14 protein-coding genes are annotated in these 16,011 nt (G+C 62.0%); 9 read left to right on the top strand and 5 right to left on the bottom strand.

Going from position 1 to position 16,011, the window contains the following annotated elements:
* The first annotated feature begins 191 nt into the window (after positions 1-191).
* The 4 genes from M0D66_RS04635 (at position 192) to M0D66_RS04620 (ending at position 4,795) form a co-directional block, all read left to right on the top strand.
* Positions 192-923: a cytochrome c gene (locus M0D66_RS04635; protein WP_093635543.1), complete on the top strand. Its 732-nt coding sequence runs from the start codon at positions 192-194 to the stop codon at positions 921-923.
* 21 nt (positions 924-944) lie between these two features.
* On the top strand, positions 945-2,243 hold the full coding sequence (locus M0D66_RS04630; protein ID WP_200650528.1) for a cytochrome c: 1,299 nt from the start codon (positions 945-947) through the stop codon (positions 2,241-2,243).
* Between the two features lie 118 nt (positions 2,244-2,361).
* Positions 2,362-2,982, top strand: coding sequence for a hemolysin III family protein (locus M0D66_RS04625; RefSeq protein WP_093635539.1), 621 nt, complete (start codon positions 2,362-2,364; stop codon positions 2,980-2,982).
* A 232-nt stretch (positions 2,983-3,214) separates the two neighbouring features.
* A complete protein-coding gene (locus tag M0D66_RS04620) occupies positions 3,215-4,795 on the top strand; it encodes a DEAD/DEAH box helicase (RefSeq protein ID WP_266209175.1) in 1,581 nt (526 codons plus the stop codon).
* Between the two features lie 37 nt (positions 4,796-4,832).
* Here the strand turns inward: M0D66_RS04620 and M0D66_RS04615 are convergent, their stop codons facing one another.
* From M0D66_RS04615 to ggt, 4 genes are all read right to left on the bottom strand, one after another.
* Positions 4,833-5,357, bottom strand: coding sequence for a pyridoxamine 5'-phosphate oxidase family protein (locus M0D66_RS04615; RefSeq protein ID WP_266209174.1), 525 nt, complete (start codon positions 5,355-5,357; stop codon positions 4,833-4,835).
* Positions 5,358-5,492: 135 nt separating this feature from the next.
* The gene (locus M0D66_RS04610; RefSeq protein WP_093635532.1) at positions 5,493-6,320 is read right to left on the bottom strand and encodes a ferritin-like domain-containing protein; all 828 of its coding nucleotides are present in this window, start codon (positions 6,318-6,320) and stop codon (positions 5,493-5,495) included.
* Positions 6,321-6,662: 342 nt separating this feature from the next.
* Positions 6,663-8,027, bottom strand: a complete 1,365-nt coding sequence (locus M0D66_RS04605; RefSeq protein WP_266209173.1) for an MFS transporter — start codon at positions 8,025-8,027, stop codon at positions 6,663-6,665.
* Positions 8,028-9,665: a gamma-glutamyltransferase gene (gene ggt, locus M0D66_RS04600; RefSeq protein WP_266209172.1), complete on the bottom strand. Its 1,638-nt coding sequence runs from the start codon at positions 9,663-9,665 to the stop codon at positions 8,028-8,030. It lies immediately after the preceding gene.
* Between the two features lie 353 nt (positions 9,666-10,018).
* On the opposite strand from ggt, the gene M0D66_RS04595 reads away from it, so the two are divergent.
* The 3 genes from M0D66_RS04595 (at position 10,019) to M0D66_RS04585 (ending at position 12,032) form a co-directional block, all read left to right on the top strand.
* Positions 10,019-10,798 carry a DeoR/GlpR family DNA-binding transcription regulator gene (locus tag M0D66_RS04595; protein ID WP_093635526.1) on the top strand — a complete coding sequence of 260 codons (780 nt, stop codon included), beginning with the start codon at positions 10,019-10,021 and terminating at the stop codon, positions 10,796-10,798.
* 308 nt (positions 10,799-11,106) lie between these two features.
* A complete protein-coding gene (locus M0D66_RS04590; RefSeq protein WP_054034465.1) occupies positions 11,107-11,304 on the top strand; it encodes a hypothetical protein in 198 nt (65 codons plus the stop codon).
* Between the two features lie 101 nt (positions 11,305-11,405).
* The gene (locus M0D66_RS04585; RefSeq protein ID WP_093635522.1) at positions 11,406-12,032 is read left to right on the top strand and encodes a TetR/AcrR family transcriptional regulator; all 627 of its coding nucleotides are present in this window, start codon (positions 11,406-11,408) and stop codon (positions 12,030-12,032) included.
* 79 nt (positions 12,033-12,111) lie between these two features.
* Here the strand turns inward: M0D66_RS04585 and M0D66_RS04580 are convergent, their stop codons facing one another.
* Positions 12,112-12,486: a hypothetical protein gene (locus M0D66_RS04580; protein WP_256455538.1), complete on the bottom strand. Its 375-nt coding sequence runs from the start codon at positions 12,484-12,486 to the stop codon at positions 12,112-12,114.
* Positions 12,487-12,688: 202 nt separating this feature from the next.
* On the opposite strand from M0D66_RS04580, the gene glpD reads away from it, so the two are divergent.
* Together glpD and glpK are read left to right on the top strand one after the other, a co-directional pair.
* Positions 12,689-14,218 carry a glycerol-3-phosphate dehydrogenase gene (gene glpD / locus M0D66_RS04575; protein ID WP_093635518.1) on the top strand — a complete coding sequence of 510 codons (1,530 nt, stop codon included), beginning with the start codon at positions 12,689-12,691 and terminating at the stop codon, positions 14,216-14,218.
* 239 nt (positions 14,219-14,457) lie between these two features.
* On the top strand, positions 14,458-15,957 hold the full coding sequence (gene glpK, locus M0D66_RS04570) for a glycerol kinase GlpK (protein WP_093635515.1): 1,500 nt from the start codon (positions 14,458-14,460) through the stop codon (positions 15,955-15,957).
* Positions 15,958-16,011: the final 54 nt, after the last annotated feature.

Genomic DNA, 16,011 nt, shown 5'->3' with positions numbered 1-16,011 from the left:
AGAATCGGGACGCCCGCTCCGCTTGCCAGCCAACGACGCGCGTCAAACTGTCGCATCGCCGTGACACCCGGAACCTTCTCTAATGTGGCAAATAGTCACCATCACCCTTCGATGATAGAATGCTGCGTCGCCGCAGCGCCGGCTGCCCTTCACACCGAGCCGCTCGAAGTTCGGTCAGGTCCCCGATTTTGATGGAGTTACGCGTGTCTTCAAGACGCATTTTCCGCCCGTTGCTTGCCCTTCTGCTGATCGGCTCCGCGGGTGTCTATAGCGCTGCGAAAGCGCAGACTCAACCGAAGGCCCCCGATACGATGGAAGCGCGCGTGCAAGGCTGCACGGCTTGCCACGGTTCGCACGGCCAAGGTACCGACAACGACTACTTCCCGCGTCTGGCGGGCAAGCCGGCCGACTATCTGTACAACCAGTTGCAGAACTTCCGCGAAGGGCGCCGCAAGTACCCGCCCATGAACTACCTCGTCACGTATCTTTCTGACGACTACCTTCATCAAATCGCCACGTACTTCTCGCAGCAACGCCCGCCGTACCCCACACCGGCCAAGCCGACCGTGTCGGCTAGCATCGTTGCGCGCGGCCAGCAGATCGTCCTGAACGGCGACGCATCCAAACAGATTCCGGCGTGCGCGGCTTGCCACGGCAAGGCGCTGACCGGCATGGAACCCGCTATCCCGGGTCTGGTCGGCCTGCATGCTGACTACATCAGCGCGCAATTGGGCGCATGGCGTTCGGGCTCGCGCCACGCCATCGCACCGGATTGCATGCACACCATCGCCACCCGCCTGACTGATGAAGACGTGAACGCCGTTGCTGCCTGGCTTTCCACGCAAAAGGCTCCACAAAACCCCGTGCCGGCTCCGGCCCGCTCGTTGAAGACTCCGCTTGCCTGCGGCAGCGAACCGCAATAAGGCACCGGGAGAGACACTCAAATGAAACGCAAGTCTTTGTTCGCCCTCTCGGCAGTCGTCGTCGTTGCGGCTGCCGCACTCGTTCCCGTCCTGTGGTCGGGCGGCGACAACCTGCATAACGGCACGGCCATGGCGGCAACGCCCGCCGACCAGGCCGCGCTGATCAAGAAGGGCGAGTACCTCGCCCGCGCCGGCGACTGTATCGCCTGCCACACGGTGCGCGGCGGCAAGCAGTTCGCCGGCGGCCTTCCCATGCTGACGCCGTTCGGCACGATGTTCACGCCGAACATCACGCCTGACGACCAGTACGGTATCGGCAAGTGGACGCAGGACGACTTCTACCGCGCCATGCACACGGGCCGCTCGAAAGACGGCAGCCTGCTTTACCCGGGCTTCCCGTTCACGAGCTACACGAAGGTCACGCGCGCCGACTCGGACGCGATCTACGCGTACCTGCGCTCGGTTACGCCGGTCAATGTGGCGAGCCGTCCGCACGAACTGAAATTCCCGTTCAACCAGCGCAACATGCTGATCGGCTGGCGCACGCTGTTCTTCCGCGAAGGCGAGTACAAGGCTGATCCGACCAAGTCGGTCGAATGGAACCGTGGTGCGTACCTGATCGAAGGCCTCGGCCACTGCGGCATGTGCCACACGTCGATCAACGCCATGGGCGGCCCGGTCAGCTCGGCTGCGTTTGCCGGCGGCCTGATCCCGCTGCAGAACTGGTATGCACCGTCGTTGACGTCGAACAAGGAAGCCGGCCTCGGCGACTGGGAGACCAAAGACATCGCCGATCTGCTGAAGACCGGTGTGTCGAACCGCGGCGCGGTGTTCGGTCCGATGGCTGAAGTGGTTCACAACAGCCTGCAGTACATGTCGGACGAAGACATCAACGCGATGGCCACGTACCTGAAGACGATTCCGCAGAAGAGCGAAGCACCGGAACCGCTGCAGCTCGAAACCTCGGAAAAGTTCGGTGGCGAACTGTTGAAGCAAGGTCAGAAGATCTACGCTGACAACTGCGCGAAGTGCCACGCGGAAAACGGTCTTGGTATGCCGCCGGCCTTCCCGCCGCTCGCGAACAACCAGTCGATCCAGATGCCGTCGGCGGTCAACCCGATCCGTATGGTGCTGAACGGTGGTTATCCGCCGAGCACGGACGCCAACCCGCATCCGTATGGCATGCCGCCGTTCGCCCAGGCACTGTCGAACACGGAAGTGGCCGCCGTTGTGACGTACATTCGTATGTCCTGGGGCAACCACGGTACGGCTGTGTCGCCGCAGCAAGTGTCCGATCTTCGCTCGGCGCCGCTCGACTAAGCAGCGTCAGATGCACCTGGGGCGCGGCCTGCGAATCACGCGGCCGCGCCCTTCGTTTTTGCAGGACCGGTATCATGTGGGTATAAACCCTTATGAAACCGCGCAGGAGGAAAGAGCCGTGCATGTCGGTGAGCGTTTCAACAGCATTACCCATCTCGTCGGCGCCGTGCTGTCGGTGGCGGGGCTGGCTACGCTCGTGACAATGGGCGCGCTCGACGGCGACGCGTACAAGGTGGTGAGTTTCAGCGTCTACGGTGCGATGCTGTTCGTGCTGTATGCTATCTCCACGCTCTACCACAGCGTGCGCAACCCGCGTGTCAAAGCGGTTCTGCAAAAATGCGACCATTCGGCGATCTATCTGTTGATCGCCGGCAGCTACACCCCGTTCACGCTGGTCACTTTGCGCGGACCGTGGGGCTGGTCGCTATTCGGCGTAAGCTGGGGGCTTGCCGCTCTCGGCATCGTGCAGGAACTGACGCTCGGGCGACGCACCCGCAGCGTTTCGATGGTGTTGTATGTCTTGATGGGATGGCTCGCGCTCGTTGCCGTCCGCCCGCTGGTTCAAGCCTTACCGGCAGCGGGTACCGCCTGGCTCGTGGCCGGCGGGGTCATCTATAGCGCCGGCATCTACTTCTTCATCAACGACGAGCGCATCCGGCACGGACATGGTATCTGGCACCTGTTCGTACTGGCGGGCAGTCTGTGTCAATTCGTCAGTGTTGCGCGCTACGTCGCGTGACATCCCACGGCGGCGAAATGCAACTTAAGGCCAGTCAACGTGTCTTCATAGCGCGTTGAAGCATTCGGCACGCTTGTGAGCGTGCCGCCGATTTCTCTGCGACCGGAACTGGGCTTTGGCCTCGAACGCGCCATAGAGGCGTGTTCATGCCGTGCCTGTACCGCTGGTACCCGCCTGGGTCCATTGGGTGCCGTCTGGTGCCGTTCGCGAAACTGCATTGCAAAGAGCATTTATGTCTTTTGATTCCCTCGGCTTGTCCGAACCGCTGGTCCGCGCTGTACACGAACTCGGCTACACCACCCCGACTCCGATCCAGACACAAGCAATCCCCGCCGTGCTCAACGGCGGCGACCTGCTGGCTGGCGCGCAGACCGGCACCGGCAAGACCGCCGGCTTCACGCTGCCGATCCTGCAGCGTCTGAACACCATGCCCGCTGTCACCACGGCGTCGGGCAAGCGCGTTGTCCGCGCACTGATCCTCACGCCGACGCGTGAGCTGGCCGCACAAGTCGAAGAAAGCGTGCGCGCCTACGGCAAGTATCTGAAGCTGAAGTCGACCGTGATGTTCGGCGGCGTCGGCATCAATCCGCAAATCGGCGCGCTGCGCAGCGGCGTGGACATCGTCGTCGCGACGCCGGGCCGTTTGCTCGACCACATGCAGCAGAAGACCATCGACCTGTCGCATCTCGAGATTCTCGTGCTCGACGAAGCGGACCGCATGCTGGACATGGGCTTCATCCATGACATCAAGCGCGTGCTCGCGAAGTTGCCGCCGAAGCGTCAGAACCTGCTGTTCTCGGCTACGTTCTCGGACGAGATCAAGACGCTCGCCGACAATCTGCTCGACTCGCCGGCGCTGATCGAAGTCGCCCGTCGCAATACGACGGCTGAACTCGTCGCACAAAAGATTCACCCGGTCGACCGCGATAAGAAGCGTGAGCTGCTCACGCACCTCATCAAGCAACACAACTGGTTCCAGGTGCTGGTGTTCGCGCGCACCAAGCACGGCGCGAACCGCCTTGCCGAACAGCTGACGAAAGACGGCATCAGCGCACTGGCGATTCACGGCAACAAGAGCCAGTCGGCCCGCACGCGCGCGCTCGCCGAGTTCAAGGACGCCACGCTGCAAGTACTGGTCGCAACCGACATCGCCGCACGCGGCATCGATATCGATCAGCTGCCGCACGTGGTTAACTACGATTTGCCGAACGTGCCGGAAGACTACGTGCACCGCATCGGCCGAACGGGTCGTGCAGGCGCATCGGGCGAAGCGATTTCGCTGGTGTGCGTCGACGAACTGCAACTGCTGAAGGACATCGAAAAGCTGATCAAGCGTCAGGTGCCGCAGGAAGTGATCGCCGGTTTTGAGCCGGATCCGACTGCGAAGCCGGAGCCGATTCTGCGCCGTGGCCAGGGTGGTGGTGGCGGCGGTGGCAATCGTCAGCCGCGCCAGAGCCAGGGTGCGCCGAAACGCGACGGTGGCCAGCGTGACGGCGGCCGCCGCGATGGCGCGTCGTCGGCCAAGCCCGCACAACGTTCGGGTCAGCGTCCGGCGAATGGTCAGCAACAGCCGAAGCCGCAAGGGGCGAAGCCGGCCGGTAACGGCGGCCAGCCGCGCCGCGACGGTCAGCGCCATGATGGTCAGCCGCGTGCCGCGGCGCACGAAGGCAGCGCCGCACAACATGCACCGCGCAAACCGCAGGCTGCAAAGCCGCAAGGCGGCAATCCGGGTGCGTTGCTGGGTGGCGCAAAGCCGCGCAACGACGCGCCGCGTGGCGGCCAGCCGACGCGCAGCGGTCAGCGCGGCCGTTAAGTTTCAAGCACTGCCGCTCGCTCGCCGTAGTCGCAGACTATCGGCTAGCCGCAGCGGCAGCCTGCTTCAGGTGCTCGATCTGCCGTTCCCATCGATCGAGCACCGCCTTCCCTTCCCCTTCCAGTTCAAACGTGATGCCGCTCGTCAGGCGCGCATAACGCACGCTCTGCGCCTCCGCTGTGTCGATCGAGCCGATGAGGTACACGAGGCCGCTGTCGTCGCCTGTCACGCCCGCTAACGGCGTCAAACGCAACTGCACCTGATAGAACGCCTCGTCGCAGACAAACGTAAGCGCGGCCCGGCCGTTTTGCGCGATCACGCGTGCCGCCCGAGCCTGCGGCCACAATGCGATGCACAGCGAGCGCGAATCCGGCGCGTACAACTCGCCGACGCCAAGCAGCGACGTGCGCACATGGCCGTTTGCATCGACGGTGAGCAGCGACGCGGTGAACCCCGTCTTGCTCGCCAGCGACGACCCGTCGAACAGCGTGCGAACGGCGTCGGGCCATTCGTCGAACACGTTCTGTTCGAGCGGACGGTCGGGTGAAGGAGAGGCGCTCATGGTATCGATCCAGTCAGTGGCGGATTGCCGAGGTCGCGAAGGCTGCCGAGGATCAATCATGCCTCGAAAAGCAAATGGCCCGCACAAGCGGGCCATTCATCTCCATCCATGCACCGTGCACTCAGCAGAAAAACATCAGCGGAAGAACACGTGCTGCGTGATCTTGGCGAGCGGATAATGCACGCCCGGCTGAATCTTGGCCGGCAGATCGAGCGGCTTAAGCAGCATCTTCACGCACATGTCCGCCGACAGATTGCGCCGAACCAGCGCATTGATGCGTGCGGCCCGTTCGCGGTTATAGGCCGAATCGTGCACGCGTTCCGGATAACGAATCGCGAAGACATGGCGCAAGGCGATCTCCGAGTCCTCGTTCTTGATCTCCATCACACGCCGCATCAACGCGCCGAGAACCGCAAGACGGCCATTGCCTTCGATCTTGTTGTACTTCTTGAAGAACTTGAAAAAGTGCTTGTAGTGCCGGACTTCGTCAGTGCGAATGTTGTCGGTGATCTGCTTGAGCACGGGCTCGTCCGAACATTCGCCAATCGCGCGATACAGCGTTGCGGTACCCGTTTCCACCACACAGCGCGCAACCATCTCGAGCGCACGGGTCTTTTCGAAGTCTTCGACCGAGCAGGTCAGCGAGTACTCCTCCATGAAATTGCGGAAGGCGGTGTCCCAATCGAACTCAGGCCAGACGTAGGCGATATACGTCTTGAGCGCCCGGCCGTGCTGCATCTCTTCCGGCTCCCATTCCTGGTTGAGCCAGGCCGAGACCTCGGGGTCGCCGTCGAAGAACGTGCTCAGATTGCTGGTGTAAAGATCGGTACCGCTTTCGATGAACGAAGCGGCGCACAGCAGAAGCAGCAGGTCCTCATTAGCGACGGCCTTCTGACGATCTATGCGGGTAAGGTCGATATCCTCGATCCGCCAGGGCATCACATGGTTCAGCTCAGTGTGCATTGTGTCTTTGCTCCGAAAACTGTATCGACTCGTGGAGCGCGCTCGAAACCGCCCACTATCGCAAGGGCGGTCCGCCGGGTCAGATACAGCGCCTTGATTAGAGTTAACCCCTTGTATCCTGCATCTTAGCCGGTGTTTCACAATTCTGCAGATAACCCAGCACAGACCATGCCGAACCGCCGCAGTTCAAATTTCACGGTAGTCGAATGCTTCAGTTGATTACAAACGGCACACGCAAGGCACAAAAAAAGCCAGCTCGACGAGCTGGCTTTGACTTGCAAAGACGTTTCACGTCAACTGCGGCAGGCTCGCTGCGAAGCACAACGGCCGTCGGTCACGCCTTCATGCGGGCTGAACGCCGTCCAGACGCCGGACGCGCCGCATACGCCACGCGACCACGACAAGCGACAAGCCTGATAGCACGGCCGCAACCAGAACGTAGTAACTTGGCGCCAGCTTGTCGCCGGTCAAGTGGATGAAGGTCTCAACAATCGTCGGTGCAAAGCCACCGAAAATCGTTACGCCGATGCTGTAACCAATCGAAAGACCCGTCGAGCGCACCTGCGTTGGAAAGATCTCGGACATCAGTGCGGGCATCGGTCCGGAATAAGCCGCCTTGAAAATTCCAGCGGTGCCTTGCAACAGCAGCAGCCAGCCAATCGTCGGATGCGACTGCAGCAAAGCGAACATCGGATAGATCAGCAAGCCCATCAGTATCGACGTCGTCAGCATGATGCGAATCCGGCCGATGCGGTCCGACAATGCGCCCATCACGGGCGACAGCAGGAACTGCAAGCCGCCATTGAGCACCACCACGCCGAACGACGCCGCAGCCGGCATGTGCAACTGCTTGACCGCGTACATCGGCATGTAGAGCTGCAACACATACACGCCGACCGTGGATTGCGCGACGATGCCCACGGCCAGCAGCAGATTCACCCACTGGCTGCTGAACGACGCGTCCTTCGCGTCAGATGCAATCTGATGCTTGCTCGCGGACTCACGCGCTTTACGCAAGGCGAGAAACTCCGGCGTCTCGTCGAGATGCGAACGGATGTAATAGCCCACCGGCCCGACCAGCAGACCAAAGATGAACGGAAGGCGCCAGCCCCAACTATTGAGTTGCTCGGGCGGCATCCACGCGGTCAGGAGCGAACCGAAGGCCGCCGCGGTGATCGCGGCCAGACCCTGGCTCGCGAACTGCCAACTCGCGTAGTAGCCGCGCCGTGAAGCGCTGTGTTCAACCATGAAGGCCGTCGCGCTGCCGAACTCGCCGCCCACCGCGAAGCCTTGCACGAGTCGTGCGAGCAGGATCAACACGGGCGCCGCAAGACCGATCGACGCATACGGCGGCATCACCGCCATCGTGAAGGTGCCGACCATCATCAACGCGATGGCGAGCGTGAGCGCCGCCTTGCGGCCCTTGCGGTCGCCGTAGACGCCCAGCACGATGGCGCCCAGCGGCCGCATCAGGAACGAGATGCCGAAGGTGGCAATGGCGAGCAGCGTCGAGAGCCACTCGTCCTGCATCGGGAAGAACTCTTTCGCGATGATGGTCGCGAAGTAGCCATAGACCAGAAAATCGAACCACTCGAGCGCGTTGCCGACCGACGACGAAAACACGATACGCCGCACCATCGCTTTGGAAAGCGGTGCGGACGTGGAGCGCGGGGATGCAGTCGCGGATTGCGACGCGGGGATGTTCATTTAGAACCCCGCTGCCAGGCCATCGCGACGGCTGTCGCTTGCCGCTACATAGCCGCGGTCCGGATCGTTGCGATCGAGCTTCCAGATGTACTGGCCGGAGCCGAAGTCCATGTACGGATCGTCGACCGATTTGATCGTGTGACCCAGCTTCTGCAATGCCTCGGCAGTCTTCGGATCGAGCGTCGATTCGATGTCGATGGTGAAGTCGCGGTTAACCTTCCAGCGCGGGGCGTCGCAGGCGGCCTGCGGTTGCTGACCGTAGTCGAGCATCCGCACGATCGATTGCAGGTGGCCTTGCGGCTGCATATCGCCGCCCATCACACCAAAGCTCATCACCGCTTCCTGCTTGCCGTCCACCTGCTGCGTCAGGAACGACGGGATGATGGTATGGAACGGCCGCTTGCCGCCTTCCACCACGTTCGGCGACTTCGGGTCCATCGAGAAGCCACAGCCGCGGTTCTGCATCGCAATGCCGCTATTGGGCACCACGATGCCCGAGCCGAAGCCCATATAGTTCGACTGGATGAAGCTGACCATCATGCCGCGCTCGTCCGCCACCGACATGTAGATCGTGCCACCGGCCTTCGGCATGCCGAAGTCGAATTGCGTGGCGCGCTTGTGGTCGATCAGCTTGGCGCGCGACGTGAGATACGCGTCGTCGAGCATCTGCTCGGGCGTGACGTCCATCGAGCGCGGATCGGCGACGTAGCGGTAGACGTCGGCAAATGCCAGCTTCATCGCTTCGATCTGCAAATGCTGCGACTCGACATTGTCGATGGCGAGTTCTTTCACGTCGAATTTTTCGAGGATGCCCAGCGCGATAAGCGCCGCGATGCCCTGGCCGTTCGGCGGAATTTCATGCACGGTGTAGCCGCGATAGTCCTTGCCGATCGGCTCGACCCAGTCCGCTTTGTAGTTGCGCAGATCGTCGAGGGTCAACGCGCCGCCGCCTTCACGCGCAAACGCCGCGATCTGTTCGGCGATCTCGCCTTCGTAGTACGCACGCGGACCTTGTTCGGCGAGCTTGCGCAACGTCTTCGCGTGGCCAGGAAAGCGCACCAGTTCGCTGACTTCCGGCGCGCGGCCGCGCGGCATGAAGGTTTGCGCGAAGCCTGGCAGGTCCTTCAATTCGGGGACGGCTGCCGCCCATTTGTAGGCGACGATGCTTGCCACCGCATGGCCGCGCTCGGCGATCTCGATCGCCGGTTCCATCAGATCGGCGAACGGCAGCGAGCCGAATTTCTGATGCAGCGCTTCCCAGCCGGCGATCACGCCCGGCACCGTCACAGCGTCCCAACCGCGCTTGGGTTGTTTCGCAAGACCGTTTTCCTCGCCGTACTTGCGCTTGAAGTAATCAACGTTCCAGGCCGCCGGCGACACACCCGACGCGTTCAGGCCATGCAGCTTCTTGCCGTCCCACACCAGCGCGAAGGCGTCGCCGCCGAGGCCGCACGAGACCGGCTCGACCACCGTGATGGCGGCGGCGGCGGCGATCGCCGCGTCGACGGCATTGCCGCCTTTCCACAGCATCCGCAGACCGGCTTGCGCGGCGAGCGGATGCGAAGTCGAAACGATGTTGCGCGCGAATACAGGCAGACGCGGCGTCGGATAGGGGTTTTGCCAGTTGAAGCCAGTCATGTCGAACACTCTCGAAAGCGCGGTCCGGCGTGTTCTATAACGCCGGAAACCATGGGAAACGGGTAAGGCTCAGGTAAAACTCGGGTAGCACGCGGAGTAAAACGCGGAGCCTTGGATTGCAGCGCGATCCGGCACAAAAAACAAATTCATTTATCAAATGAATAAATGCGCAAATGACCTGAATGGATCGCAGCACGGTCGTCCTGGATCCGAACCCTGACGCATGAGTTGGCAGGCAAGACGTGCGATGGTCTTACAATACGCTCACCCTCGTTCACGCATTACCCGTCTTCCGGCTCAGCTTCTCGCGCCGGCGGCGGGCAGCGCCGATAAAAACCCACCACCCGAGACACATGACCCGAGACCCCCGCCTGACTCTCAACGCCCGGCAACAGGAACTGCTGGAGTGGGTGCAACGCGACGGCTTCGTGACCGTGGACGACCTCGCGGCCCACTTCGACGTGACGCCGCAGACGATCCGCCGCGACGTCAACTGGCTCGCCGACATGAACCTGCTGCGCCGCTATCACGGCGGTGCCAGTCTACCGACCAGTTCCGAGAACGTCTCGTACACGGCGCGTCAGCGGATGTTTCACGAAGAGAAGCGGCGCATTGCAGCGCTAGTGGCCACTCACATTCCCGATCAGGCATCGCTCTTCATCAACCTCGGCACGACGACCGAAGAAGTCGCACGAGCGCTCAACCGGCATCGCGGCCTGCGCGTGATCACCAACAATCTGAATGTCGCCAGCATGATGAGCGGCTATCCGGATTGCGAAGTGCTGGTGACGGGCGGCATCGTGCGGCCGTGGGATAAGGGCATCGTCGGCGAACTGGCGATCGACTTCATCCGGCAGTTCAAGGTGGACTTCGCGATCATCGGGACGTCCAGCATTGAAACGGATGGCACGCTGCGCGATTTCGACACCCGCGAAGTGCGCGTGGCCGAGGCGATCATCCAGCATGCACGCACCGTGTTTCTCGCCGCCGACAACTCCAAATTCGGCCGTCCGGCACTCGTTCGCCAAGGTCACCTCGATCAGATCGACGCGCTTTTCACCGACGCCGCGCCACCCGCCGAGATGAACGAAACCCTCGCCGCCGCCAACTGCCAGGTGTATATCGCCGAGTGATCCCAGGCGACTTCCGCCATGTTGCAGTGCACGCGAAACTTCGAGTGAAATCAAGGATCTGGCCGCTGCTCCAAACCGCCGCTGCGAGTCCCAATTGTCAAAGGAAAAATTTACTGGGGCCCATTTGGTGTTTGACGGACGGTTGACTACACTCCAGTTCCCCGGCGTCCGTTCCGCGTTACGCGGAGTGCCGGCAGCGTGAACCTGTCGTGATAGCCGCACCTCCCGCCTGATCCTTTAGCGGACTCCACTGGCATCGTGCCAGTCGCCTCCAAGGCCGTCCGCGTTTGCTTGACATGGAGAGAACGATGCTGAGTCCGCATGAATTCGCCACGTTGTTGCTCGTCAAGGACGCTCCCAATCAAGTCGACATGGAGCGAGAAGAACTCGACGCCTTGCTGGAACGCCAGCTTGTGCAACTCGAACGGCTCGCGTCGGGCAACGAACAATGGCGCGTAACCGAAACCGGCGACAGTGCGCTCCGGGCCATCAAGCGTTTTTCCTAGTACCCTTGATTACCAAGCAAAGCGGCCGCATCAACGGCCGCTTTGTTGTGCCCAATTCATTTACACAGTAAATTGACGCGACGGACCTTCTGCCTTCGCGCATGCCAAAAACGCTCTCTTCCGACGACATCCAGCAATTCCGCGAAACCATGCGGCGCGTAGCCGAAAACGCGTTCGCCACGCGCGGCGCGCAAGGCGTGACGATGCGCGAACTCGCGAAGGAGCTGGGTTGCAGCGCGATGACGCCCTATCGCTACTTCCGCGACAAAGACGAAATCCTTGCGATGGTCCGCGCGGCGGCGTTCAACCGCTTCGCGGCGCGGCTCGAAGCCGTGGCAAAGGAAGCACCCGCGACCGACCGCTCCGCCGTCAGCGACGCCTACGTGGCGTTCGCACTCGACGAGCCGCATGCTTACCGCCTGATGTTCGATCTGACGCAGCAGGATGGCGCCTATCCCGAACTTCAGGCCGCATCGCACCGCGCCTGGCGCATGCTCGGGGTGCACTTCGAGCAGCTCGTGGCCGCGGGCCTTCTGGAAGGGGATCCGGAATTGATCGGCTACGCGTACTGGGCGAGCCTGCACGGCTTCACCATGCTGGCGCTCGCCAATCAATTGCCTTTGCCACAGGCGCAGCAAGCCGCAGGGAGCAACGCGCCGACGCGTGAGGCCGTGTTCGCGCAGATTCGGCGAATGTTGTGGCGGGGGGCGCAGCCGCAGCGCGGCTAGCCCCGGGTTGGTCCATCAAATCACGAAACGCGAATAAGCCGGTGAGGAGTTTCGAGTAAAAAATAAGCCGACGTGAAACTCAGCCCGCCCGCAATGTCGGATCGGCCGCCGCGCGCCAGCTCAACGCTTTGGCTCGCTGGTCGGTGAAGAAAGCCACCCACTGATTGCGCACTTGCGGATCAGCACTCGCACCGAGGCTCGTGTAATGCTGTGCCAGCGACGCCTGAAACGCGCAGTAATCGTCCTTCGACAACTTGCCGCGCCGGTTCGCCACGTACGCATCGAACAGCGCCGCGTAGACGCCTTGCGCGTCGTTGCCGTAGTCGACCGTCTGGGCGCTGCACATCTGCTGCAACGATGCGAACGAAGGCGCGCCCGTCGTCCCGTTCAGGCTCGGCGAGCTGATGCATCCCGTCAGGAGCGCAGCGGCCCCGATTATCCAAAGTCCACGCATGAATTCACCTCGAAATGGCTGCTGCCGAGAGTATCGTCCGTGGCCGCGCGTTACGCCACCACCTTAGCCAGGCACTAGAGGGGCGCTTAAGAAAACCGAACTTTACTTTTTCGAATATGTTCATTAAAGTTCGCAAACGAACACTATCGGTTCGATAGTTTTTCCAAACCAGTTTCCGAATACGACGCAGAGGACACAGCAGGTGACGCAAGGCTCGAGATACGATTTGCTCGTCGTGGGCGGCGGGATCAACGGCGCAGGCATCGCACGCGATGCGGCGGGCCGCGGCCTGTCAGTGCTGCTCTGCGAACAGGACGATCTGGCGGCCCATACGTCGTCGGCCAGCACCAAGCTGATTCACGGCGGCCTGCGCTACCTCGAATACCGCGAGTTCGGGCTGGTGCGCAAAGCCCTGCAGGAGCGCGAAACGCTGCTGCGCGCGGCGCCGCACATCATGTGGCCGCTGCGCTTCGTGATGCCGCACATGCCCGATCTGCGTCCGGCCTGGCTGATCCGCGCCGGCTTGTTCCTTTACGATCACCTCGCTAAACGCGAACTGCTGCCCGGCTCGCGCGGCATCGTGATGCGCAACCATCCGGCTGGCGCACCGCTCGTCGATTCGATCAAGCGCGGTTTCGTGTATTCGGACGGCTGGGTGAATGACGCGCGTCTGGTCGTGCTGAACGCGCTGGATGCGAAGGAACGCGGCGCGAAGATTCTCACGCGCACCAAGTTGCTGAGCGCGGTACGCGCCGGCGGCGAATGGCGCGCGCAACTCAAGCGTGACGACGGCACGATCCTCGACGTGCGCGCCGCTTCGATCGCGAATGCGGCCGGACCGTGGGTCGGCGAATTGCTGCATGGCGCGCTCGGCCGGGAAGCAACGCACAGCGTGCGCCTCGTGAAAGGCAGCCATATCGTCACGCGCCGTCTGTTCGAACACGATCACGCGTACATCTTCCAGAATCCGGACAAGCGGATCATCTTCGCGATTCCGTACGAACACGATTACACGCTGATCGGCACAACCGACCTCGAATATCGTGGCGACCCGTCGCAAGTGGCGATCAACGCCGACGAAACGCAGTACCTGTGCGATTCGATCAACCGCTACTTCAAAGAAAAGATCTCGCCGCAAGACGTGCGCTGGACCTACTCGGGCGTGCGTCCGCTGCTCGAGGAAGAAGGCGCGGACAATCCCTCAGCGGTTACGCGCGACTACTCGCTCGAACTCGACGCACCTGCGGGCGAAGCACCGCTGCTATCGGTATTCGGTGGCAAGATCACGACCTTCCGCAAGCTGGCGGAAGAAGCCGTCGACAAACTCGCGTACGCGCTGCAGAACGGCACGCCCTCGTGGACGGCCGGTGCGCCGTTGCCCGGCGGCGATATTCCGCAGGCCAACTTCGAGCGCTTCCTCGCCGGTTTCAAGCAGCAGAATGCATGGCTGCCCGCCGATCTGGCTCACCGCCTCGCGCGTGCGTACGGCACGCGTGTGAAAAACGTCATTGGCAACGCGCGCTCGGTGGCCGATCTCGGCCGCGCTTTCGCGCCGGGTCTCTACGAAGCCGAGCTCACTTACCTGCGCGACACCGAATGGGCACGCAGCGCGCAAGATGTATTGTGGCGCCGCTCGAAACTCGGACTGCACGTCGAACCGGGCACACTCGATTCGATCACACACGACATTGACGCATGGTTCACCCGCGAACCGTTCCGACAGAGTGCCTAGCCAAACCAGTTAGTCAGGTCATTCAGCTGAGCCGCATAGCCGGACCACCCAGGTCAGGTTATCGCAACACGCCCTGGCTACGTGGATGAACCCGCATGACCCGAATCGATTTTCACCCCTCGGCTACTGACAAAGCCGGGACGCACAAGCTCGAACTGTTGCAACCCGCTTGAACCAACACGCCGTTCCCGTCGCCGGTCAGCAATCCGGCGATTCATAAAACACATGGAGAAGAGACAATGCAGGATCAGTACATCCTCGCGCTTGACCAAGGCACCACCAGCTCCCGCGCGATGCTGTTCGACCGGCTCGGCAATATCGTGTCGACCGCTCAGAAAGAATTCCAGCAAATCTATCCACGTCCCGGTTGGGTCGAACATGACCCGCAGGAAATCTGGTCGACGCAGGCCGGCGTCGCCGCTGAAGCGGTTACGCGCGCGGGCATGAACGGCACGTCGATCGCAGCGATTGGCATTACTAATCAGCGTGAGACCACCATCGTGTGGGACCGCGAAACCGGTCATCCGATTTATAACGCGATCGTCTGGCAAGACCGCCGCACCGCCGACTTCTGCGACCAGCTTAAAGAGCAAGGTCTCGAAGAAAAAGTCCGCGCAAAAACCGGTCTACCAATCGACTCGTACTTCTCGGCGACCAAGATCCGCTGGATTCTCGACAACGTCGAAGGCGCACGCGAAAAAGCGAAGCAAGGCCGCCTCGCCTTCGGCACGGTAGATAGCTGGCTGGTGTGGAATTTCACCAAGGGTGGTCTGCATGTCACCGACGTGACCAATGCGTCGCGCACGATGCTGTTCAACATCCACACGCTGAAGTGGGACGACGAACTGCTCGAAGCGCTCGACATTCCGCGCAATATGCTGCCGGAAGTGCGTGCCTCGTCGGAAGTGTACGGGCCGACCAAGACAACCGTATTCGCTTCCAAGATTCCGCTCGCGGGCATCGCCGGTGACCAGCACGCGGCCCTGTTCGGCCAGATGTGCACGGAGTCGGGCATGGTGAAGAACACCTACGGCACCGGCTGCTTCCTCGTGATGAACACCGGCGACAAGCCGATCGAATCGAAGAACAATCTCGTCACCACCATTGCGTGGCAGATCGGCGACCAGATCAACTATGCGCTCGAAGGCAGCATCTTCATCGGCGGCGCGGTGGTGCAATGGCTGCGCGACGGCCTCGGCATCATCAAGAACGCAGCCGAGATCGAAACGATGGCGCGCAGCGTGCCGCATAGCGATGGCGTGTATCTGGTGCCCGCATTTGCAGGCCTCGGTGCGCCGCACTGGAATGCACGAGCTCGCGGCACGCTGTTCGGCGTGACGCGTGGCACGAGTTCGGCGCACATTGCCCGCGCCGCGCTCGACTCGATCGCCTATCAGTCGCTCGACGTGCTGAAGGCAATGGAAGCCGACTCCGGCATTCGCATCGGCGAATTGCGTGTGGACGGCGGCGCTTGCGCGAACAATCTGCTGATGCAATTTCAGGCGGACATTCTCGGCGTCGACGCTGTGCGTCCGAAGGTATCGGAGACAACCGCATTGGGCGCGGCATATCTGGCCGGTCTCGCGGTCGGCTACTGGAAAGACGTGAACGAACTGAAAAGCCAGTGGGCCCTCGATCGTCGTTTCACGCCTGCCCTGCCGCACGCCGAAGTCAAGGAGTGCCTCGACGGCTGGCAGCGCGCGATCCGCGCCGCGAAGGCCTGGGCCGACACGCCCTGATTGCCGTTCATCGGTTCCTAAGACGCCTTTCGACATAACGAAGCCGCCTATCCA

Origin of the sequence: Paraburkholderia sp. SECH2, from assembly GCF_030464795.1 — a bacterium.
Lineage (GTDB): Bacteria > Pseudomonadota > Gammaproteobacteria > Burkholderiales > Burkholderiaceae > Paraburkholderia > Paraburkholderia aspalathi.
This window is presented reverse-complemented; position numbering and strand designations above follow the sequence as displayed.